The sequence below is a fragment of the Escherichia coli DSM 30083 = JCM 1649 = ATCC 11775 genome (genome assembly GCF_003697165.2).
Classification (GTDB): Bacteria; Pseudomonadota; Gammaproteobacteria; order Enterobacterales; family Enterobacteriaceae; genus Escherichia; species Escherichia coli.
Map to the genome: position 1 here is coordinate 1,223,240 of NZ_CP033092.2, position 19,696 is coordinate 1,242,935.

Annotated in this window: 32 protein-coding genes and 1 pseudogene; 29 read left to right on the forward strand and 4 right to left on the reverse strand. The window is 51.2% G+C overall.

What is annotated here, in order from left to right; all coding sequences use genetic code 11:
* Positions 1-18 precede the first annotated feature (18 nt).
* A complete protein-coding gene (gene yfdP, locus EAS44_RS06780) occupies positions 19-381 on the reverse strand; it encodes a protein YfdP (protein WP_000135691.1) in 363 nt (120 codons plus the stop codon).
* A 14-nt stretch (positions 382-395) separates the two neighbouring features.
* Positions 396-706, reverse strand: a pseudogene (locus tag EAS44_RS06785) (hypothetical protein).
* 143 nt (positions 707-849) lie between these two features.
* Between EAS44_RS06785 and EAS44_RS06790 the strand changes: the two are divergent.
* Complete coding sequence (locus EAS44_RS06790) at positions 850-1,362, forward strand: hypothetical protein (protein ID WP_000500990.1); 513 nt, start codon at positions 850-852, stop codon at positions 1,360-1,362.
* 202 nt (positions 1,363-1,564) lie between these two features.
* On the opposite strand, the gene ymfK is transcribed toward EAS44_RS06790, so the two are convergent.
* Positions 1,565-2,239 carry a LexA family protein gene (gene ymfK / locus EAS44_RS06795; RefSeq protein ID WP_000848748.1) on the reverse strand — a complete coding sequence of 225 codons (675 nt, stop codon included), beginning with the start codon at positions 2,237-2,239 and terminating at the stop codon, positions 1,565-1,567.
* A 90-nt stretch (positions 2,240-2,329) separates the two neighbouring features.
* Here ymfK and ymfT point away from each other — a divergent pair, with 90 nt between their 5' ends.
* From ymfT to EAS44_RS06875, 16 genes are all read left to right on the forward strand, one after another.
* Complete coding sequence (gene ymfT, locus EAS44_RS06800; protein ID WP_000649477.1) at positions 2,330-2,530, forward strand: YdaS family helix-turn-helix protein; 201 nt, start codon at positions 2,330-2,332, stop codon at positions 2,528-2,530.
* A gap of 43 nt (positions 2,531-2,573) precedes the next feature.
* Positions 2,574-3,125, forward strand: coding sequence for a protein YmfL (ymfL, locus tag EAS44_RS06805; protein WP_000515830.1), 552 nt, complete (start codon positions 2,574-2,576; stop codon positions 3,123-3,125).
* A gap of 175 nt (positions 3,126-3,300) precedes the next feature.
* Positions 3,301-3,480: a DUF4222 domain-containing protein gene (locus tag EAS44_RS06810; RefSeq protein WP_001250269.1), complete on the forward strand. Its 180-nt coding sequence runs from the start codon at positions 3,301-3,303 to the stop codon at positions 3,478-3,480.
* On the forward strand, positions 3,470-4,411 hold the full coding sequence (locus EAS44_RS06815; RefSeq protein ID WP_000104933.1) for a helix-turn-helix domain-containing protein: 942 nt from the start codon (positions 3,470-3,472) through the stop codon (positions 4,409-4,411). Before EAS44_RS06810 ends, EAS44_RS06815 begins: the two co-directional genes overlap by 11 nt.
* On the forward strand, positions 4,408-4,902 hold the full coding sequence (gene yfdN, locus EAS44_RS06820) for a PerC family transcriptional regulator (RefSeq protein ID WP_001332382.1): 495 nt from the start codon (positions 4,408-4,410) through the stop codon (positions 4,900-4,902). The genes EAS44_RS06815 and yfdN overlap by 4 nt, the downstream gene beginning before the upstream one ends.
* Positions 4,902-5,555: a phage N-6-adenine-methyltransferase gene (locus EAS44_RS06825; protein WP_001332383.1), complete on the forward strand. Its 654-nt coding sequence runs from the start codon at positions 4,902-4,904 to the stop codon at positions 5,553-5,555. Before yfdN ends, EAS44_RS06825 begins: the two co-directional genes overlap by 1 nt.
* On the forward strand, positions 5,552-5,878 hold the full coding sequence (locus tag EAS44_RS06830) for a LexA family transcriptional regulator (protein ID WP_000210172.1): 327 nt from the start codon (positions 5,552-5,554) through the stop codon (positions 5,876-5,878). Before EAS44_RS06825 ends, EAS44_RS06830 begins: the two co-directional genes overlap by 4 nt.
* Entirely contained in the window at positions 5,875-6,264 is a 390-nt protein-coding gene (locus tag EAS44_RS06835) for a RusA family crossover junction endodeoxyribonuclease (RefSeq protein WP_000767113.1), read from the forward strand. Before EAS44_RS06830 ends, EAS44_RS06835 begins: the two co-directional genes overlap by 4 nt.
* Positions 6,265-6,283: 19 nt before the next feature.
* Positions 6,284-7,081, forward strand: a complete 798-nt coding sequence (locus EAS44_RS06840) for a KilA-N domain-containing protein (RefSeq protein ID WP_001061411.1) — start codon at positions 6,284-6,286, stop codon at positions 7,079-7,081.
* A gap of 7 nt (positions 7,082-7,088) precedes the next feature.
* The gene (locus EAS44_RS06845; RefSeq protein WP_001350764.1) at positions 7,089-8,078 is read left to right on the forward strand and encodes a DUF968 domain-containing protein; all 990 of its coding nucleotides are present in this window, start codon (positions 7,089-7,091) and stop codon (positions 8,076-8,078) included.
* A 13-nt stretch (positions 8,079-8,091) separates the two neighbouring features.
* Positions 8,092-8,844, forward strand: a complete 753-nt coding sequence (locus EAS44_RS06850) for an antitermination protein (RefSeq protein WP_001047143.1) — start codon at positions 8,092-8,094, stop codon at positions 8,842-8,844.
* A gap of 185 nt (positions 8,845-9,029) precedes the next feature.
* Entirely contained in the window at positions 9,030-9,365 is a 336-nt protein-coding gene (locus EAS44_RS06855; protein WP_000606308.1) for a hypothetical protein, read from the forward strand.
* A 151-nt stretch (positions 9,366-9,516) separates the two neighbouring features.
* Positions 9,517-9,822 carry a phage holin family protein gene (locus EAS44_RS06860; protein ID WP_000544527.1) on the forward strand — a complete coding sequence of 102 codons (306 nt, stop codon included), beginning with the start codon at positions 9,517-9,519 and terminating at the stop codon, positions 9,820-9,822.
* Positions 9,809-10,285, forward strand: coding sequence for a glycoside hydrolase family protein (locus EAS44_RS06865; protein WP_001180490.1), 477 nt, complete (start codon positions 9,809-9,811; stop codon positions 10,283-10,285). The genes EAS44_RS06860 and EAS44_RS06865 overlap by 14 nt, the downstream gene beginning before the upstream one ends.
* Positions 10,282-10,719, forward strand: a complete 438-nt coding sequence (locus tag EAS44_RS06870; RefSeq protein ID WP_000092331.1) for a lysis protein — start codon at positions 10,282-10,284, stop codon at positions 10,717-10,719. Before EAS44_RS06865 ends, EAS44_RS06870 begins: the two co-directional genes overlap by 4 nt.
* A 97-nt stretch (positions 10,720-10,816) precedes the next feature.
* Complete coding sequence (locus EAS44_RS06875; RefSeq protein WP_001220676.1) at positions 10,817-11,041, forward strand: hypothetical protein; 225 nt, start codon at positions 10,817-10,819, stop codon at positions 11,039-11,041.
* A 106-nt stretch (positions 11,042-11,147) separates the two neighbouring features.
* On the opposite strand, the gene EAS44_RS06880 is transcribed toward EAS44_RS06875, so the two are convergent.
* A complete protein-coding gene (locus tag EAS44_RS06880) occupies positions 11,148-11,588 on the reverse strand; it encodes a hypothetical protein (protein WP_000026993.1) in 441 nt (146 codons plus the stop codon).
* A gap of 102 nt (positions 11,589-11,690) precedes the next feature.
* On the opposite strand from EAS44_RS06880, the gene EAS44_RS06885 reads away from it, so the two are divergent.
* From EAS44_RS06885 to EAS44_RS06940, 12 genes are all read left to right on the forward strand, one after another.
* Entirely contained in the window at positions 11,691-12,041 is a 351-nt protein-coding gene (locus EAS44_RS06885) for an HNH endonuclease (RefSeq protein ID WP_001135216.1), read from the forward strand.
* A 125-nt stretch (positions 12,042-12,166) separates the two neighbouring features.
* Positions 12,167-12,661, forward strand: coding sequence for a phage terminase small subunit P27 family (locus EAS44_RS06890; protein ID WP_000929172.1), 495 nt, complete (start codon positions 12,167-12,169; stop codon positions 12,659-12,661).
* Entirely contained in the window at positions 12,658-14,391 is a 1,734-nt protein-coding gene (locus EAS44_RS06895) for a terminase large subunit (protein ID WP_000088150.1), read from the forward strand. Before EAS44_RS06890 ends, EAS44_RS06895 begins: the two co-directional genes overlap by 4 nt.
* Before the next feature lie 11 nt (positions 14,392-14,402).
* Positions 14,403-14,585: a protein YmfR gene (gene ymfR, locus EAS44_RS06900; protein WP_000605604.1), complete on the forward strand. Its 183-nt coding sequence runs from the start codon at positions 14,403-14,405 to the stop codon at positions 14,583-14,585.
* Positions 14,585-15,826 (forward strand): phage portal protein, encoded by a 1,242-nt coding sequence (locus EAS44_RS06905; protein ID WP_000466267.1) that lies wholly within the window; start codon positions 14,585-14,587, stop codon positions 15,824-15,826. Before ymfR ends, EAS44_RS06905 begins: the two co-directional genes overlap by 1 nt.
* Entirely contained in the window at positions 15,804-16,454 is a 651-nt protein-coding gene (locus tag EAS44_RS06910; protein WP_001193631.1) for an HK97 family phage prohead protease, read from the forward strand. The genes EAS44_RS06905 and EAS44_RS06910 overlap by 23 nt, the downstream gene beginning before the upstream one ends.
* 14 nt (positions 16,455-16,468) lie before the next feature.
* Entirely contained in the window at positions 16,469-17,674 is a 1,206-nt protein-coding gene (locus tag EAS44_RS06915) for a phage major capsid protein (protein ID WP_000257492.1), read from the forward strand.
* 49 nt (positions 17,675-17,723) lie between these two features.
* Positions 17,724-17,924 carry a hypothetical protein gene (locus tag EAS44_RS06920; RefSeq protein WP_000601360.1) on the forward strand — a complete coding sequence of 67 codons (201 nt, stop codon included), beginning with the start codon at positions 17,724-17,726 and terminating at the stop codon, positions 17,922-17,924.
* 2 nt (positions 17,925-17,926) lie between these two features.
* Positions 17,927-18,250: a head-tail connector protein gene (locus EAS44_RS06925; protein WP_000927711.1), complete on the forward strand. Its 324-nt coding sequence runs from the start codon at positions 17,927-17,929 to the stop codon at positions 18,248-18,250.
* Positions 18,247-18,657 carry a phage head closure protein gene (locus EAS44_RS06930; RefSeq protein ID WP_000702385.1) on the forward strand — a complete coding sequence of 137 codons (411 nt, stop codon included), beginning with the start codon at positions 18,247-18,249 and terminating at the stop codon, positions 18,655-18,657. The genes EAS44_RS06925 and EAS44_RS06930 overlap by 4 nt, the downstream gene beginning before the upstream one ends.
* Positions 18,632-19,138, forward strand: a complete 507-nt coding sequence (locus EAS44_RS06935; RefSeq protein ID WP_000213503.1) for a hypothetical protein — start codon at positions 18,632-18,634, stop codon at positions 19,136-19,138. Before EAS44_RS06930 ends, EAS44_RS06935 begins: the two co-directional genes overlap by 26 nt.
* A complete protein-coding gene (locus EAS44_RS06940) occupies positions 19,135-19,695 on the forward strand; it encodes a hypothetical protein (protein WP_000779291.1) in 561 nt (186 codons plus the stop codon). The genes EAS44_RS06935 and EAS44_RS06940 overlap by 4 nt, the downstream gene beginning before the upstream one ends.
* The last annotated feature ends 1 nt before the right edge of the window (position 19,696 follow it).

Below are 19,696 nucleotides of genomic sequence, written 5' to 3' on the forward strand. Positions count from 1 at the left end.
AGTTAATTAAGAACGATATTAATGACCTGCTGCGCGGAGTTTTCCGTCAGGTTCACCGGCAAGAGTCAGTAATTGTCCCTGGTCTTCCTGCAGAATAGTCAGGCGACCACCGCGATTGACATACATCGGCGTTTCGGTGGTGTCTTCTTCGGAAATTTTCCCGCGGTTAGTCGGACGAACATATGAGAGTTTGTGTTTTATTTTCACACGGTTCTCATCAAACGGTTCGATTTCCAGGTTGAGCGAGACCTTACCTTTGGTTTTCGTGTTCATCACACCGGAAGCGACTTCACTGAGAACTGCGCCGATTTTGGTTTCAAATACGCCGCCGTCCAGCTCCCCGATAAATTCCTGCACGTTGGTACTGCGTTCGCTAGCCATTTTGCTGCTCCTCATCATATCGACCCTGCAAGGTCGGTTGGTTTCTCCACAAAACAGAGAAGAACACCTGCGGTGGCAGCCGCCCGGGTGGATTGGGTTATGAGCCCGTCGTCCGGTGATGCTCTTCTCTGTTTTGTAAAAAGAGCGGTACCAGCCGGAAGCAAGGGTACAAGCTGGTACCGCCAGGACTACACACAGCATAAAGTTGTGGTGCCGGGTGCCTCCCGGTGCCTGGCGAAGGTTGCACACCAGGCGGGTGGGTATCCACAGAAGGTCGACTGTCAGCCTCAACCTTAACCCGCGTGCGCTGAGCCGCATTCACCACAACGCTAAGGATTCTCTCTGGTTGAAAATACTTAGCTGTTATGTGCCTGCTTTTAGCCACATCAGGCGAGGTGGGCCTGGTTATTCCCCAACAACAAGGATTCGGCTAATCTGGATGACTCTGTTCTTAGAGGGGATAATTAAATGGGAGCGATTTATGTTAAACGTTTGATTCTGTCGGTAGCACTGATAATACCGATAGCATCCAATGCTTCTGATGCTTTGAACCAGCCGAGCAGTAGTCTAAATGATGGTGTTGAGACTTTTTTTATTTCCTGCTTTGATATGCCTCAGGAAACAACTACTGATATGGACGCTTGTCAGAGAGTTCAGTTAGCTCAGGTTAGTTGGGTTAAGAATAAGTATTCGGTGGCCGCCCTGAATCGTTTGAAACAAGACAACAAGGATGATCCACAGCGTCTGCAGGAATTAACTGCTTCTTTTAACGCGGAAAGTGAAGCTTGGACAGAATTAATTGAGAAAGCGTCAAAGTCCGTCCAGGTTGATTATGCAGGAGGAACTATAGCTGGCACTGCAGTTGCATCACGTCAAATTGGTCTTCTGGAATTACAATCCCACGATATCTGGGAGCACTGGCTACGATTCGAGGACTCAACTCCTCCTCTTTTGCCAGAACCAAAGTTCAAATCTGAGTAATAAGTCATCCAGATTGTTAAAGAGCGAAGCGTCCTATAGGGCGCTTTTTTGTTGCTAACGAATCATCCTGGACTTCATATGCCCCAGGCGGCTACTTCGTGGGCGTCCTGCCTGTTTGTTGTTTCTCTTGGGTACATTATGTATCCCAAAGGTACATTGTCAAGTATAAAAAAACCTGCCGAAGCAGGTTCATAAACATTGATTAGGCTTTGATTTTGTATCTTCTTGGTTTTCCTGAGAAAATCACAGTACCAATTATAGAGCAATTACCGTTGATCTTAATGTAAGGCTCAGGCCAGTTTGGGTTTAACGCTTTGAGATAACGCTGTGTCCCATCTTCTATCAACCTTTTGAAGGTGGTTTCACCTGTATCGTGCATCAATGCAATAACGTCGTCACCGTGGCAGGCAGGTACTTCAGGATCGACAAAAATCATGTCTCCCGGGCGGTACTCATCAATCATTGAATCACCTATCACCCGCAAGATATAAGTCATTTCCCCACAGGGTACAGGGCAGGGATACGTTTCTGCTGTGCTCAAATCAACCTCAGAATATCCAACTTCTTTCCATGCTCCGGCCTGTACCCATGATATGACAGGGACTAATGTGATTTGTTTATTAGTGATTGAAACATCAGGTTTTTTTGTGATGTTCGTTGTCTGGTGTTCTTGATCGAGCCATCCGACAGGCAGGTCGAAACATTTTTCGATGTGTCGTGCCATGCTGTCACCGATATTTTTAGTAGCACCATCTCCCATAAACCTGCTGGTCTGGGTTGGCTCGCGATCAATCATAGTGGCAAAGGAAGAATTCCCGCCAACACCATCTCTCAGTTTTCTGGCGTTAGACCGCCGGATGTCATGGATTGTTTTCATAACGAAATTAAAACCCTTGTACCGTTAAGGTACAAGTATCTTGAAGGTTCATTTCAATCATGTAATATGTACACCGGAGGTACACATTGTATGAAAGCGTATTGGGACTCTTTAACCAAAGAACAGCAGGGCGAGTTGGCCGGAAAAGTTGGCTCAACACCTGGCTACTTACGGCTGGTTTTCAATGGCTATAAAAAAGCCAGTTTTGTGCTGGCTAAAAAACTTGAGCAATGCACGTCAGGTGCAATTACGAAATCTGACTTAAGACCGGATATCTATCCGAAAGATTAGCAGAACACTTTCAATTTTTAACCACAGAACGATGAGGCTAATCGTGGGTAAGCATCACTGGAAAATAGAAAAACAGCCTGAGTGGTACGTGAAAGCTGTCAGAAAAACGATCGCGGCGTTGCCGGGTGGTTACGCTGAAGCGGCTGACTGGCTCGATGTAACAGAAAACGCTTTATTCAACCGCCTTCGTGCAGATGGCGATCAGATTTTCCCGCTGGGATGGGCAATGGTTTTACAGCGTGCTGGTGGCACTCACTTCATTGCTGATGCTGTGGCGCAGTCTGCAAATGGCGTCTTTGTGTCTCTTCCTGACGTCGAGGATGTGGACAACGCCGATATCAACCAACGCCTGCTGGAGGTCATTGAACAGATCGGCAGTTATTCAAAACAGATTCGTTCAGCAATTGAAGACGGTGTAGTGGAACCGCATGAGAAGACAGCAATTAACGATGAGCTGTACCTCTCAATTTCGAAGCTGCAGGAGCATGCAGCACTGGTCTACAAAATCTTTTGCGTTTCAGAAAGTAGTGACGCCCGCGAGTGTGCAGCTCCGGGCGCCGTGGCGTGTCGTGACTGTGGAGAAACTAACGCATGAACAGTTTAACAACACACTACCGTCGCTCGCAACTGATTGCGCTTCCTGTACCGGGTGGAAAAGCGAAGGTGGAGTATTGCTATGCAGTAAATGTACCAGGTGACAGGGAAATTGTAACCCACAGCTTTGCTGAGTGGGCTGTGGGTGATTTCAACCGGCAGAAGGAGACAGTCCTTTGCGACAAGTTAACCGCTGGTTCAAAGATCACTACGGAGTGCCCGTCAGAGTCATTCGTTGGGAACCGGAAACACAACGGGTTATCTACCTCCGCGAAGGCTATGAGCATGAATGCTTCAGTCCGCTCGAACAGTTTCGTCGTAAATTCAGGGAAATAGAGGTCGGTCATGAGCACTAAATTAACCGGCTATGTATGGGATGGTTGCGCTGCGTCAGGCATGAAGTTATCCAGCGTGGCAATTATGGCCCGCCTGGCTGATTTCAGTAATGACGAAGGTGTGTGCTGGCCATCAATTGAAACCATTGCCCGCCAGATTGGCGCGGGGATGAGTACCGTCAGAACGGCTATCGCACGGCTGGAAGCAGAAGGCTGGTTAACGCGTAAGGCGCGTCGCCAGGGTAACCGCAATGCGTCGAATGTTTATCAGCTTAACGTTGCGAAGCTTCAGGCAGCGGCATTTTCTCAACTGTCAGATTCTGACCCGTCAAAATCTGACGCATCAAAATCTGCCCCGTCAAAATTTGATGCGTCGAAATCTGGCAAAAAAGCGGGTTTTCACCCGTCAGAATCTGGCGGGGATCCGTCAGTAAAATCAAAACATGATCCGTCAGATAAAAAAACTTCTCGTCCGGACGCTTCGCAACCGGACACGCAGACGGCTGAACAGGAGTTTTTAACTCGCCATCCTGATGCTGTTGTATTCAGCCCTAAAAAGCGCCAGTGGGGAACGCAGGATGATTTGACCTGCGCACAGTGGCTCTGGAAAAAAATCATCGCCCTGTACGAGCAGGCTGCCGAATGTGACGGCGAGGTGGTTCGTCCCAAAGAACCGAACTGGACAGCCTGGGCAAACGAAATTCGCCTGATGTGTGTGCAGGATGGTCGTACTCACAAACAAATCTGCGAGATGTACAGCCGCGTCAGCCGCGATCCGTTCTGGTGCCGTAACGTGCTCAGCCCGTCGAAGCTGCGGGAAAAATGGGATGAGCTTTCCCTGCGCTTATCGCCGTCCGTAAGTACGTACACCGAAAAACGCGAGGACCCGTACTTCAAAGCCAGTTACGACAACGTGGACTACAGCCAGATCCCGGCAGGATTCAGGGGGTGATCATGAGTCTGTTAAATGACGTTCAGAAATTCATTGAAGCCCATCCGGGGTGTACTTCCGGTGACATTGCGGATGCTTTTGCAGGTTACTCACGACAGCGCGTTCTGCAGTCAGCAAGCAAGTTACGTCAGAGTGGGCGTGTGGCTCACCGTTGTGAAGGAGATACACGCAGACATTTCCCGCGCCTGACTGAGAGAGCGCAGGAACCGGAACCACAACCAGTTCGAGAAACCAGACCTGTGCGCAATTTCTATGTCGGCACTAACGATCCACGGGTGATTTTGTGCCTGACCCGCCAGGCTGAAGAACTGGAGTCCAGGGGTTTATACCGTCGTGCTGCAACCGTGTGGATGGCGGCATTCCGTGAAAGCCACTCCCAGCCAGAACGAAACAATTTTCTGGCGCGTCGTGAGCGGTGCTTACGGAAAAGCAGCAAGCGCGCTGCATCGGGTGAAGAGTGGTATCTGTCAGGGAATTACGTGGGGGCTTAATGAGTAATAAATATTGCCAGGCGCTGGTGGAGCTGCGGAACAAACCAGCCCATGAACTGAAGGAAGTGGGCGATCAGTGGCGCACGCCGGACAACATTTTCTGGGGAATTAACACCCTGTTTGGCCCGTTTGTTCTGGATCTGTTCACCGACGGTGGTAACGCCAAATGTGCCGCGTATTACACGGCGGAAGACAATGCGCTGGCGCATGACTGGTCAGAACGTCTTGCGGAGCTTAAAGGTGCTGCCTTTGGTAATCCCCCATACAGCCGCGCCAGTCAGCATGAGGGGCAATACATCACCGGCATGCGTTACATCATGAAGCATGCCAGTGCCATGCGTGATAAAGGCGGGCGCTATGTTTTCCTGATCAAAGCTGCCACCAGCGAAGTGTGGTGGCCGGAAGATGCAGATCATATTGCTTTTATTCGCGGGCGTATTGGTTTTGAACTGCCTGTCTGGTTTATCCCGAAAGACGAGAAGCAGGTGCCGACAGGAGCTTTCTTCGCTGGTGCTATTGCTGTTTTTGACAAGACCTGGAAGGGACCGGCAATCAGCTACATCGGGCGCGATGAACTTGAGGCATGTGGTGAGGCGTTTCTGGCGCAGGTTCGCCAGCAGGCGGAAAAACTGCTCAGGGAGATGGCGGCATGACGACGTTAACTCAATGCCAGCAGCAGGTGCTGGATATGCTGATTTCTTATCAGAAAGAACGTGGCTTCCCGCCAACCAATCAGGAGGTGGCAACCATGCTGGGATACCGTTCAGTGAATGCAGCGGTGGAGCATCTTCGAGCACTGGAGAAAAAAGGCGTCATCACGATAAAGCGTGGCGTGGCCCGGGGTATCACTCTTCATACCGCGGTGAAGGACGACGACAGCGAGGCGGTCGGGATTATCCGCTCACTGCTTGCCGGTAAGGAAAACGCCAGGCTGCGTGCAGCCCACTGGTTACATGAGAGGGGCCTGAAAGTATGAAGCTGATTCTGCCGTTTCCGCCCAGCGTGAACACGTACTGGCGACACCCCAACAAAGGGGCGTTTGCTGGTAAGAGCCTGATAAGCGCGGCGGGGCGCAAATTCCAGAGCGCGGCGTGTGCAGCAATAGTTGAGCAGTTACGTCGTCTGCCAAAACCAACGTCGGCACCTGCTTCAGTGGAGATCGTGTTGTTTCCTCCGGATAACCGGATCCGCGATCTGGACAACTATAACAAGGCGCTGTTTGACGCCCTGACCCACGCGGGTGTGTGGGAAGACGACAGTCAGGTGAAAAGAATGCTGGTGGAGTGGGGACCGGTTATCCCGGAAGGGAAGGTCGAGATCACTATCAGTAAGTACGAGAAAACGGCGGGTGCAGCTGCCTGATTAAGAGGAGAAACGAAGTATGAATAATCTGATGGTTATTGATGGTATTGAAGTTCGTCGTGATGCTTATGGGCGTTACAGCCTGAACGATCTGCACAGGGCTGCCGGTTCTCTGGATAAGCATAAGCCTGCATTCTGGCTCCGCAATGAGCAAACTGAACGTTTAATAAGCGAGTTGCAGATTTGCAACTCGGTCAATATAGAGCCAGTTAACGTTATTCGTGGCGGAAATAACCAGGGGACGTATGTCTGCAAAGAACTGGTGTATGCCTATGCAATGTGGATAAGCCCGTCATTCCATCTGAAGGTGATCCGTACTTTCGATATGGTAACCAGCACACCGGAAAAATTATCCGGGCAGGCTGCTGACAAGATGCAGGCTGGCGTGATCCTGCTGGACTTTATGCGCCGGGAATTAAACCTGTCTAACTCATCAGTGCTTGGAGCCTGTCAGAAGCTTCAGGAGGCTGTTGGCTTACCGAATCTGGCACCGCGCTATGCCATTGATGCTCCTGCTGACGCGCCTGATGGCTCAAGTCGCCCGACACTGTCGCTGAGTGCACTGCTGAAACAGTATGGTATCCGCCTTACGGCTAATCAGGCATATCACCAGATGGCGAAGCTGGGGATCGTCGAACAGCGCGAACGATACAGCCGTACAGCGATTAACAACATCAAAAAATTCTGGTCGCTGACGGCGAAAGGCTGCATGTTCGGCAAGAACATCACCAGTCCTGCAAATCCGCGCGAGACGCAGCCGCATTTCTTCGAATCCCGATTCCCTGAGCTGTTAAAGCTGCTCGATACCGTTCATTGAGGTGACCGTGAGAGCACTACTGACCCCTGAAATTGCCCCGCGTATGGGGATCGTATTGTTCAGGCCCGGTTCAGAGCTGATGCCCCTGTTTATGCAGGGGCGTGTCCTGCTGGAGCCTGAGCCGGAACGTTATTCATCTTTTGCCAGTGGTGCCGTTCCGGCGGCATCACAACCGCTGGCGGATGATCCTGCCATTCGGGCCGTGTTCCGCAATGAGGCAGTTATTCGTCGTGCGGGGGGTGTGGAATGTCTTGAAAGCTGGTTACTTCGTGAAAAGGGCTGTCAGTGGCCTCATTCCGGATGGCACAGCGAGAACATGACCACAATGCGACACGCGCCGGGCGCAATCCGTCTGTGCTGGCACTGCGATAACCTGCTTCGCGATCAGTTCACGGAACGGCTGGAATCAATGGCAACGGATAACTGTGCCCGCTGGGTGTTGTCTGTTGTGCGTCGGGATCTCGGTTTTGATGACAGTCACGTTGTGACAATGCCGGAACTGTGCTGGTGGCTGGTTCGTAATGATCTGGCGGATGCCTTACCGGAAAGTGCAGCCCGTAAGGCACTGAGATTACCGAAGCCTGTTGTGCCGTCTGTCACCCGGGAAAGTGACCTTGTGCCTTCGGTTCCTGCCACCAGCATCATCCAGGATAAGGCGAAAAAGGTGCTGGCGCTGAAAGTGGATCCGGAGTCGCCGGAGTCTTTTATGTTACGCCCAAAACGTCGCCGCTGGGTTAATGAAAAGTACACGCGCTGGGTTAAGACACAGTCGTGTGCATGTTGTGGAAAGCCCGCTGATGATCCCCACCACCTGATAGGCCACGGACAGGGTGGAATGGGTACAAAAGCGCATGACCTTTTTGTGTTGCCTTTGTGCAGAAAGCATCACGACGAGCTGCATGCGGATACCGTGGCATTTGAAGAGATGTATGGCTCCCAGCTGGAGCTGATATTTCGTTTTATCGATCGTGCGCTGGCAATTGGCGTACTGGTGTAAGTGGAGAACGAGCATGAACCTTGAAGCCTTACCGAAATATTACTCCCCAAAATCTCCAAAATTGAGCGATGACGCATCGGCGACAGGCTCGGGTGGTTTAACAATTACGGATGTAATGGCTGCGCAGGGGATGGTGCAGTCGAAAGCACCGCTTGGGTTTGCCTTATTCCTGGCAAAAGTTGGTGTTCAGGATCCTCAGTTTGCGATTGAAGGCCTGCTCAATTACGCGATGGCACTGGATAACCCGACATTGAACAAATTGAGTGAAGAAACCCGGTTACAGATCATCCCTTACCTTGTGAATTTTGCCTTTGCTGATTATTCCAGGTCTGCGGCAAGTAAGGCTCGCTGTGAGCATTGTACTGGTACTGGATTTCATAATGTATTGCGCGAAGTGGTGAAACATTCCAGAAGCGGGGAATCCGTTATCAAAGAAGAGTGGGTGAAGGAACTGTGTCAGCATTGTCATGGCAAGGGAGAAGTCAGCACGGCGTGCAGAGGGTGTAAGGGTAAAGGTATTGTCCTGGATGAAAAAAGAACCCGGCTTCATGGCACGCCTGTTTATAAGACTTGTGGGCGTTGCAATGGAAACCGGTTTAGCCGTTTACCGACTACACTGGCACGACGTCATGTCCAGAAGCTGGTTCCAGACCTGACTGATTATCAGTGGTACAAAGGATATGCAGACGTAATTGATAAACTAGTAACAAAGTGCTGGCAGGAAGAAGCATATGCTGAAACACAATTGAGAAAGGTGACGAGATAAGTGATTTTCGCCGAAGATAGTGACATGAAGCTTGCATTTTTCAAAAAATATGGATAAGATTTTCTCAACGATGGGCTTTGTATGTCTGCCGTTGATAATTTTCACGAACCCGCTGTTGAGCGGGTTTTTATTTACTTGTACTGAAACACATTATATAACCTCATATCAGTTAAAAAGGAGGTTGTATGATTAATGCCGTTGAGTACAGATTACCGTTAGGAAATATCTCTCCAGAGAATCTTGACGCGTTGTCAGAACTTATCGTTAAGCATTCCGATAAATTTAATAACTATGTACTTAGTTCTATTTCTGATGATGATATTCGATATTCTTACGATTACTACAATTTTGAAATCACAGAGATAGATGAATATGGGTTTCACTTTATAGCACCATATAGCTATTATGAAGGATGCGTTGACAATAACTTCTCAGGAGAGGTTGAAGGTTATGCAGAATACGAAATTATTGATAATGAATTAGTCTTCTCTCTTGAGGAACTACCTTGGGATGTAAAATAAATATCAATAATAAAGGCCGTAACGAACGGCCTTTATTATTATAAAATCATCAATGCCTGATGAATTAGAATGTAATTTTCGAATTAATAATAAATCAACATATCATTTCACGCTCCGATTTTCTGTCGGAGGCGAAACTGCGGCTATTCATATGCACGAAAAAGAGAATCTTGCCGGAGCGTTCTGGCTTGTTTTGCTGATCATCGCAGGTTGGGGGGGGCTTGTCCGTTACCTGATTGATGTGAAGCAGAGTAAAGCAACGTGGAGCTGGATAAATGCCCTCGCTCAGATAGTTGTATCAGGATTCACCGGTGTTATTGGTGGCCTAATCAGTATCGAAAGTGGATTCAGTATTTACATGATTCTCGCAACTGCGGGGATTAGTGGTGCGATGGGTTCGGTTGCACTGACGTACTTCTGGGAACGACTGACAGGGGTGAAAAATGCAAAATCTTAATCCTCAGCGTAAAGCTTTCCTCGATATGGTGGCCTGGTCAGAAGGAACGGATAATGGGCTACAACCGACACGTAATCATGGTTATGACGTCATTGTGGGCGGAGAAATATTCACTGATTACTCCGATCACCCTCGCAGACTTGTCACGCTAAACCCAAAACTCAAATCAACGGCTGCCGGGCGCTACCAGCTTCTTTCCCGCTGGTGGGATGCATACCGTAAACAGCTTGGACTGAAAGACTTCTCTCCAAAAAGCCAGGATGCTGTTGCACTGCAGCAGATTAAAGAGCGTGGTGCTTTACCGATGATTGATCGCGGTGATATTCGTCAGGCTATCGACCGTTGCAGCAATATCTGGGCTTCACTGCCGGGAGCTGGTTATGGTCAGTTTGAGCATAAGGCTGACAGCCTGATTGCAAAATTCAAAGAAGCCGGCGGAACGGTCAAAGAGATTCAGGTATGAGCAGAGTAACGGTGATTATATCCGCTCTGGTTATCTGCATCATCGTCTGCTTGTCATGGGCTGTTGATAATTACCGTGATGACGCCATCGTCTACAAAGTACAGCGCGATAAAGCCACATCCATCATCGCTGATATGCAGAAGCGTCAACGTAATGTAGCTGAACTCGATGCCAGATATACAAAGGAGCTTGCTGATGCTAATGCGACTATCGAAAGTCTTCGTGCTGATGTTTCTGCTGGGCATAAGCGCCTGCAAGTCGCCGCCACCTGTACAAAGTCAACGACCGGAGCCAGCGGCATGGGCGATGGAGAAAGCCCTAGACTTACAGCAGATGCTGAACTCCATTATTACCGTCTCCGAAGTGGAATCGACAAGATAACCTCACAGGTCAATTACTTGCAGGAGTATATCAGGACGCAATGTCCCAACTAATCACATTTTGAGGATATTTAACGTCTATGCTTTAATGATTTTATTCATTGTTTTATAATCGCGAAGAATAATGATGAACTTGGCAAAGGATATGATTATGCGTATTAAACCTCAAGATTTTAAGTTTGATGTGTTGACTGTTGCTGGTTACGCTAACCCTAAAGCTAAAACACATTTCGCACCTTCTGCTTCTGGATTTAATTTTAAATGGGAGTGGGAAGGGAAAATTTATGAGCTTCATATCGAGCAAGAAAAATTACAGTACCCTGATTTTATTCTTGAACGACTTTTTGATGCCGCAATTGAGATGGCTAAAAAATGACAAAAATCACCGGATGGGGTTTTTGTTTATAGATATTCACACATAGCCCTTGCATCTAGAACAGAAAATCTTGTCATGGCGCGGGGCTATGTTAGCAAAAATTTATTTAATAGGATATTTTGTTTGCAGATTTAAGCTCTTTAAGAGTAGCGTCAAGTATATGTAAAAATAGAGAAGTGTCGCCATACTCATAATGTGGCTCGGATTTGTATTCTCTAATATAAATAAATCCACCTTTGGATAAAAATAAATCAATCAGCTCGTTGTTATTTTCATCGGTTGGGTCAATGGCAGCAAACTTCAATACAGGAGCTTCATCAATGACTAGCAGTGTTTCTTTGAAAATAAGTTCTAGTTCATATGTTGAAAGTTTGAGGGTTAACCTATTTTTTTTATCTTTATTGAAAATTATTGTGTCGCCAAGAAAATCGTATTCAGAGCTTGAGTCAATAATGTTATTCTTAAGTTTGAGAGATATTGCATCTAAAGCCTTTTTATGCTCTGCGCACTTAACAACTTTATGAACATCTAAACTGGGGATACTCATAATACAACCACCTATGTAAGAACTAAAGAGCATTGAGTCTATGTGATTAATATCAAGACCCAATTAAATTTTTTAAATTATTAGAGTTAGATCCCACTTTAAATGCCCCCACGAACCCCAAAAGCCTGCCGCGTTCGCGGCTGCCGCCAAACCACCACTGATCCGTCAGGCTATTGTGAAAGCCACAAAAGCGAAGGCTGGAAACAATACAAGCCAGGACAATCCCGTCACCAGCGCGGCTACGGTTCGAAGTGGGATGTTATCCGCGCGCGCGTGCTGAAGCGTGACAAAGGCCTGTGTCAGTTGTGCCTGCATGTCGGTGTGGTGCGTGAGGCGAAAACCGTTGACCACATCATCCCTAAAGCGCATGGCGGCACTGATGCAGACTGCAATCTGCAGAGCCTGTGCTGGCCGTGTCATAAGGCGAAGACGGCCCGTGAACGACTGAAGTGATAATAATTCTCAACTTTCTGAGGGGAGGGGCGGGTCAAATCCCTGTGACCTGACGTCTTCCGGACTGCCCGCCCCATCGTTTTTTTATACCCGCGAAAAATGAAATTTAACCAGGAGTGCCGCATATGGCTGGAACGGCGGGGCGTTCCGGGCGTCGCCCCAAGCCAACGGCGCGCAAGGCGCTGGCCGGAAACCCCGGCAAGCGAGCCCTGAACAAAGATGAACCTGTTTTTACGCCCATCAAAGGTGTTGAGCCACCGGAGTGGTTCGCTGAAGAAGATCTCCCTCTCGCCACGATCATGTGGCAACTGACAACCAAAGAACTCTGCGGTCAGGGCCTGCTGTGCGTGACTGACCTCGCGGTGCTTGAGCGGTGGTGCGTGGCCTATGAGTTCTGGCGACGTGCTGTGAAAAATATTGCCATACAGGGCAATACCATCACCGGCGCAATGGGCGGCAGGGTCAAAAATCCGGAGCTGACAGCCAAAAAAGAACAGGAGTCCGAGATGAGCAGCACGGGGGCAATGCTCGGACTCGACCCCAGCAGCCGTCAGCGTCTGATTGGCCTGGCGGGGCAGAAGAAAGCCACTAACCCGTTTCTGAAAATCATCGAATCATGAGCCGGAAATCTTACCCCAACGTAAATGCTGCCAATCAGTATGCCCGGGATGTCGTGCGCGGAAAGATTGTGGCCTGCCAGTTTGTGATTCAGGCCTGCCAGCGCCATCTTGATGACCTGATGGCGGAAAAAAGTAAGTCGTTTCGTTACCGCTTCGACAAGGACCTGGCTGAACGGGCCGCCAAATTTATTCAGCTGTTGCCGCACACCAAGGGTGAGTGGGCATTTAAGAGGATGCCCATCACGCTGGAGCCGTGGCAGCTCTTTGTGATCTGCTGCGCGTTTGGCTGGGTCAATAAAGGCTCCCGGCTGCGCCGCTTCCGGGAGGTGTATACCGAAATCCCCCGTAAGAACGGCAAATCGGCAATCTCTGCCGGTGTTGCCCTGTATTGTTTTGCCTGTGATAACGAGTTTGGCGCGGAAGTGTATTCCGGTGCCACGACAGAGAAACAGGCGTGGGAAGTCTTTCGCCCGGCTCGACTGATGTGTAAACGCACACCCATGCTGACGGAAGCGTTCGGGATTGAGGTTAACGCCTCAAACATGAACCGTCCGGAGGATGGCGCGCGGTTTGAACCGCTGATCGGTAACCCCGGTGATGGTTCATCACCCCACTGTGCGGTGGTGGATGAATATCACGAGCACGCCACCGATGCGCTTTACACCACGATGCTTACCGGGATGGGGGCGCGACGTCAGCCACTGATGTGGGCTATCACCACCGCCGGGTACAACATTGAGGGGCCGTGCTACGACAAGCGGCGGGAAGTCATCGAGATGCTCAATGGCTCGGTGCCTAACGATGAACTGTTCGGGATCATCTATACCGTTGATGAAGGTGACGACTGGACCGACCCGCAGGTGCTGGAAAAAGCCAATCCAAATATTGGCGTGTCGGTTTATCGCGAATTTTTGTTAAGTCAGCAGCAGCGTGCGAAAAATAACGCCCGTCTGGCAAACGTCTTTAAAACAAAACACCTCAATATCTGGGTGTCGGCGCGTTCGGCGTATTTCAACCTGGTGAGCTGGCAGAGCTGCGAGGATAAATCACTGACCCTTGAGCAGTTCGAGGGGCAGCCGTGCATTCTGGCCTTTGACCTGGCGCGTAAGCTGGATATGAACAGCATGGCGCGACTTTATACCCGCGAGATTGACGGTAAAACGCATTACTACAGTGTGGCCCCGCGTTTCTGGGTACCGTATGACACGGTGTACAGCGTCGAGAAAAATGAAGATCGACGGACAGCCGAACGCTTTCAGAAATGGGTGGAAATGGGCGTTCTGACCGTTACCGATGGTGCGGAGGTGGATTATCGCTACATCCTCGAGGAGGCCAAAGCGGCGAACAAAATCAGCCCGGTCAGTGAGTCACCCATCGACCCCTTCGGGGCGACCGGGTTGTCACATGACCTTGCTGATGAAGACCTGAACCCCATCACTATCATTCAGAACTACACCAACATGTCCGACCCGATGAAAGAGCTGGAAGCGGCAATTGAATCGGGGCGCTTTCATCATGATGGCAATCCCATCATGACCTGGTGTATCGGCAACGTGGTCGGCAAAACCATTCCGGGTAACGATGATGTGGTGAAACCCGTCAAAGAGCAGGCGGAAAACAAAATCGATGGTGCAGTTGCGCTGATTATGGCGGTTGGCAGAGCCATGTTGTACGAGAAAGAAGACACGCTGTCTGACCACATTGAGTCCTACGGGATCCGCTCGCTTTAACTGAGGTAATTATGATCATGCTGATTCTCGCGCCTCTGGTGGGCGTGCTGGGTGCGCTTTTGCTGGCATATGGTGCCTGGCTGATTTATCCCCCGGCGGGTTTTGTTGTTGCCGGGGCGCTGTGCCTGTTCTGGTCGTGGCTGGTGGCGCGATATCTCGATCGTACACAGCTGTCTGTCGGCGGAGGTAAATAGTGTTCTTTTCGGGATTATTTCAACGAAAAAGTGACGCGCCGGTGACCACGCCAGCAGAGCTGGCGGAGGCTATCGGGCTGTCATACGACACCTATACCGGAAAGCAGATCAGCAGCCAGCGGGCCATGCGACTGACGGCGGTTTTTTCCTGCGTCAGGGTGCTGGCAGAGTCGGTCGGGATGTTGCCCTGCAATCTGTATCACCTGAACGGCAGCCTGAAACAGAGGGCCACCGGCGAACGTCTGCATAAGCTGATCTCCACGCATCCCAATGGCTATATGACGCCGCAGGAGTTCTGGGAGCTGGTGGTCACCTGTCTGTGCCTGCGGGGAAACTTTTACGCCTACAAAGTGAAAGCATTTGGCGAAGTGGCTGAACTGCTGCCCGTCGATCCTGGCTGTGTGGTACCGAAGCTTAACAGTAGCTGGGAGCCGGTCTATCAGGTCACATTCTCGGACGGCTCCACGGATGTGCTGAGCCAGGAAGATATCTGGCATGTGCGCACGCTGACGCTGGACGGTCTGGTGGGGCTGAATCCCATCGCCTATGCCCGCGAGGCAATATCGCTGGCAGCTGCGACCGAAGAGCACGGGGCCAGACTGTTCAGCAATGGTGCGGTGACGTCGGGTGTGTTGCGTACAGAGCAGACGCTGTCAGATCAGGCTTACGAGCGCCTGAAGAAAGATTTTGAGGAGCGTCACACCGGGCTTGGTAATGCTCACCGCCCGATGATCCTTGAGATGGGGCTGGACTGGAAGTCGATGGCGCTGAACGCCGAGGACAGCCAGTTCCTGGAAACCCGCAAGTTTCAGCTTGAAGAAATCTGTCGTCTGTTCCGGGTGCCGTTGCACATGGTGCAGAACACCGATCGCGCCACCTTCAACAATATTGAAGAGCTGGGGCTGGGATTTATCAACTATTCACTGGTGCCGTATCTGACCCGCATCGAGCAGCGGATCAACACCGGACTGGTTCGAAAAAGTAAGCAGGGCGTTTATTACGCCAAATTTAACGCCGGGGCGTTACTGCGCGGGGATATGAAGTCCCGTTTTGAAGCCTACGCCACCGGGATTAACTGGGGAATTTACTCTCCCAATGACTGCCGCGACCTGGAAGATATGAATCCCCGTCCCGGTGGGGATGTCTATCTCACACCGATGAACATGACCACGAAACCCTCCGATGGCAGTAAAGCCGGTAAGCAGAAGGATAACGCCAATGCAGACGAAACAACGTCTTGATGTACCGCTGAGTCTGAAATCTGTCAGTGACTCCGGTGAGTTTGAAGGGTATGGCTCCGTCTTTGGTGTAAAGGACAGCCACGATGATGTGGTGATGTCCGGGGCATTTGCTGCTTCCCTGCGGGCGTGGAGTGACAGAAAAGCGTTACCTGCGCTGCTCTGGCAGCACCGCATGGATGAACCCATCGGTGTTTACACCGAAATGAAGGAAGACGATGTCGGGCTTTACGTCAGGGGACGGTTGCTTATTGATGATGATCCCCTCGCAAAACGCGCACATGCACACATGAAGGCCGGTTCGTTAACCGGCCTTTCTATTGGGTACGTCCTGAAAGACTGGGAATACGACCGGAGCAAAGAAGCCTTTCTGCTGAAAGAAATCGACCTCTGGGAAGTCAGCCTGGTGACGTTCCCGTCTAACGACGAGGCGCGGATCAGCGACGTCAAGAACGCACTGGCCCGCGGGGAAATCCCCGAACAGAAAAAAATCGAAAGAGTCCTGCGTGATGTCGGACTCTCCCGTACCCAGGCCAAAGCATTCATGGCCGGGGGCTATGGCGCACTGTCCCTGCGCGACGCTGAGGATGTGGGCTCTGCACTGAATGCACTGAAAAATCTGAACTTCTAATCAGGAGAAATACGATGGCGGTTGATATTAAAGATGTCGAACAGGTCGCGCAGGAGCTGCAGCAGAAGTTTGACGACTTCAAAGCAAAGAACGACAAGCGCGTGGATGCGATTGAGCAGGAAAAAGGCAAACTTGCCGGGCAGGTGGAAACCCTGAACGGGAAACTCAGCGAGCTGGAAAACCTCAAAAGCGATCTTGAAAAAGAGCTGCTTGAGCTGAAACGTCCGGCAGGTGGTGCGCAAAATAAACTGGCCACCGAGCATAAAGAAGCGTTTGTGGGCTTCCTGCGTAAAGGCCGTGAAGATGGTCTGCGCGATCTGGAGCGCAAGGCATTGCAGGTGGGCACCGATGAAGACGGCGGCTATGCCGTGCCGGAAGCACTGGATCGCAACATTCTCACCCTGCTGAAAGATGAAGTGGTGATGCGCCAGGAAGCCACGGTGATCACCGTTGGTGGTTCCGACTACAAAAAACTGGTGAATCTGGGCGGCACGGCTTCCGGATGGGTTGGCGAGACTGACGCGCGCTCCCAGACTGCCACCTCAAAACTGGGCCTGATTGAACCTTTCATGGGGGAAATCTACGGTAACCCGCAGGCCACCCAGAAAATGCTGGATGATGCCTTTTTCAACGTGGAAGCATGGATCAACAGCGAGCTGGCAACCGAATTTGCCGAACAGGAAGAAATTGCCTTTACCACCGGCGATGGTACCAAGAAGCCGAAAGGGTTCCTGGCGTATGAATCCACTGATGAAACCGATAAGGTCCGGGCGTTCGGCAAACTTCAGCATATTGTATCCGGCGAAGCGACGGCGGTGACCGCAGACGCCATTATCAAACTGATTTACACGCTGCGTAAGGCACACCGCACTGGCGCGAAGTTCATGATGAACAACAACAGCCTGTTTGCCATCCGTCTGCTTAAAGACAGCGAGGGTAACTATCTGTGGCGTCCGGGGCTGGAACTGGGGCAGCCGTCCTCTCTGGCGGGTTACGGTATCGCTGAAAACGAACAGATGCCGGATATCGCCGCTGATGCGAAAGCCATTGCATTTGGTAACTTCAAACGGGGTTACACCATCGTTGACCGTATCGGCACCCGCATTCTGCGTGACCCGTACACCAATAAACCGTTTGTCGGTTTTTATACCACCAAGCGCACCGGCGGGATGCTGGTCGATTCGCAGGCCATCAAACTGCTGAAGATTGCAGCGGCGTAATCACTCAGGGGCGCGGAACCGCGCCCCCTGTTCTGACGGGTGAAGAATCATGATCCTGAAACAAGATCTGAAATGGTCACCGGACGGTATGCGTGTTGAGGTCATTCGGGCCGGTGAGTATGACGATGGGGCGCTTCCTGCCCGGGTGCAGGAGATTGCACTTCAGGCCGGGTTAGCAGAGCGCGGAATCAGTGCAAAAAGCAGTAAAGCGGCAAAAGAGAAAAAAGCCACGACCAGTAAAGAGGGCTGAGTATGCTTCTGACAATGGAAGAGATTAAAGCCCAACTCCGGCTGGATGAGGATTTCGATGCTGATGACCGCCATCTGCAACTGCTGGCCTGTGCGGCACAAAAGCGGACGGAAACGTATCTGAACCGGAAGCTCTATGCACCGGATGAAACCATTCCGGACAGCGATCCGGACGGGCTGCACCTGCCGGATGATATTCGTCTGGGGATGCTGATGCTTATCAGCCATTTTTACGAAAACCGCTCGTCGGTTACGGAAGTGGAGAAACTCGACATGCCGCAGAGTTTTGGCTGGCTTGTCGGCCCGTACAGGTACTTTCCGCAATGAAAATTCGTCAGGCGCAGACCAGCGCAACCTACATTCTGCCGGACCCCGGTGAACTGAATAAACGCGTCCTGATCCGCCTGCGGGTGGATATGCCCGCGGATAACTTTGGCGTGGAGCCTCAATACCTGATTACGTTCCGGACATGGGCGAAGGTTATCCAGACCAGTGCCACCACCTGGCAGGAAACCGCGCAGACCGGGGACGCCATCACCCATTACATCACCATTCGTTACCGCCGGGGGATTACCGCTGATTATGAGGTGGTCTGCGGTGACAGTGTGTACCGGGTGAAACGTCAGCGCGATCTGAACGGGGCGCGGCGCTTTCTGCTGCTGGAGTGTACGGAGCTGGGCGAATGTAGGCAGAGTCACGGAGGCAACAATGACGACTTCCTTTTTGCACGTTGATTTTCAGCAGCCCGCGGAGATGCGCTTTAACCGCGCCCGTGTCCGGCGGGCGTTTGTCACGATTGGTCAGCGTCATATGCGTGATGCCCGTCGGCTGGTGATGCGCCGTGCGCGGTCGGCACCGGGTGAAAACCCCGGTTATCAGACCGGACGCCTGGCTCGTTCGATTGGTTACATGGTACCCAGAGCCAGTAAACATCGCCCTGGTTTTATGGCACGTATAGCCCCTAACCAGCGTAATGGAGAGGGAAACCGCCGTATCACCGGTGATTTTTATCCGGCTTTTTTGTTCTATGGCGTGAGGCGAGGGGCAAAGCGTCGTCGCAGCCATCATCGTGGTGCATCCGGTGGCAGCGGCTGGCGACTGGCTCCACGTAATAACTTTATGGTGGAAACGCTTGAAAAGAACCGCAGCTGGACACGCTATTTTCTGGCGCGGGAATTACGTAAATCACTGAAGCCGGAGCGACGACGCAGATGAAACTGACGCCTGTTATTGCTGCGCTGCGTGCCCGCTGCCCGTATTTTGAAAACCGGGTGGCAGGCGCGGCACAGTTCAAAAATCTGCCGGAGGTCGGAAAGCTGAGACTCCCGGCGGCATATGTGGTACCGGGTGATGACTCTCCGGGAGAAAACAAAAGCCAGACCGACTACTGGCAGGAGCTGAAAGAGGGCTTCTCCGTGGTTGTCATACTGAGTAACGGACGTGATGAGCGCGGTCAGTTTGCCTCGTATGATGTGGTGGACGATGTCCGGCAGATGCTCTTTAAGGCCCTGCTGGGCTGGAACCCGGAAGCGTGCGGTAACCCGATTACCTATGACGGCGGCACGCTGCTGGATCTGAATCGTCATGAGCTGATTTATCAGTTCGATTTTTCGGTCATCAGAGAGCTGACCGAAGACGATACCCGCCAGCAGGATGACCTGAACAGTCTGGATGAACTGCGAACGCTGGCGATTGATGTTGATTATCTCGATCCCGGTAACGGGTCTGACGGCGATATCGAACATCACACCGAAATACCCCTTCCTTCCTGAG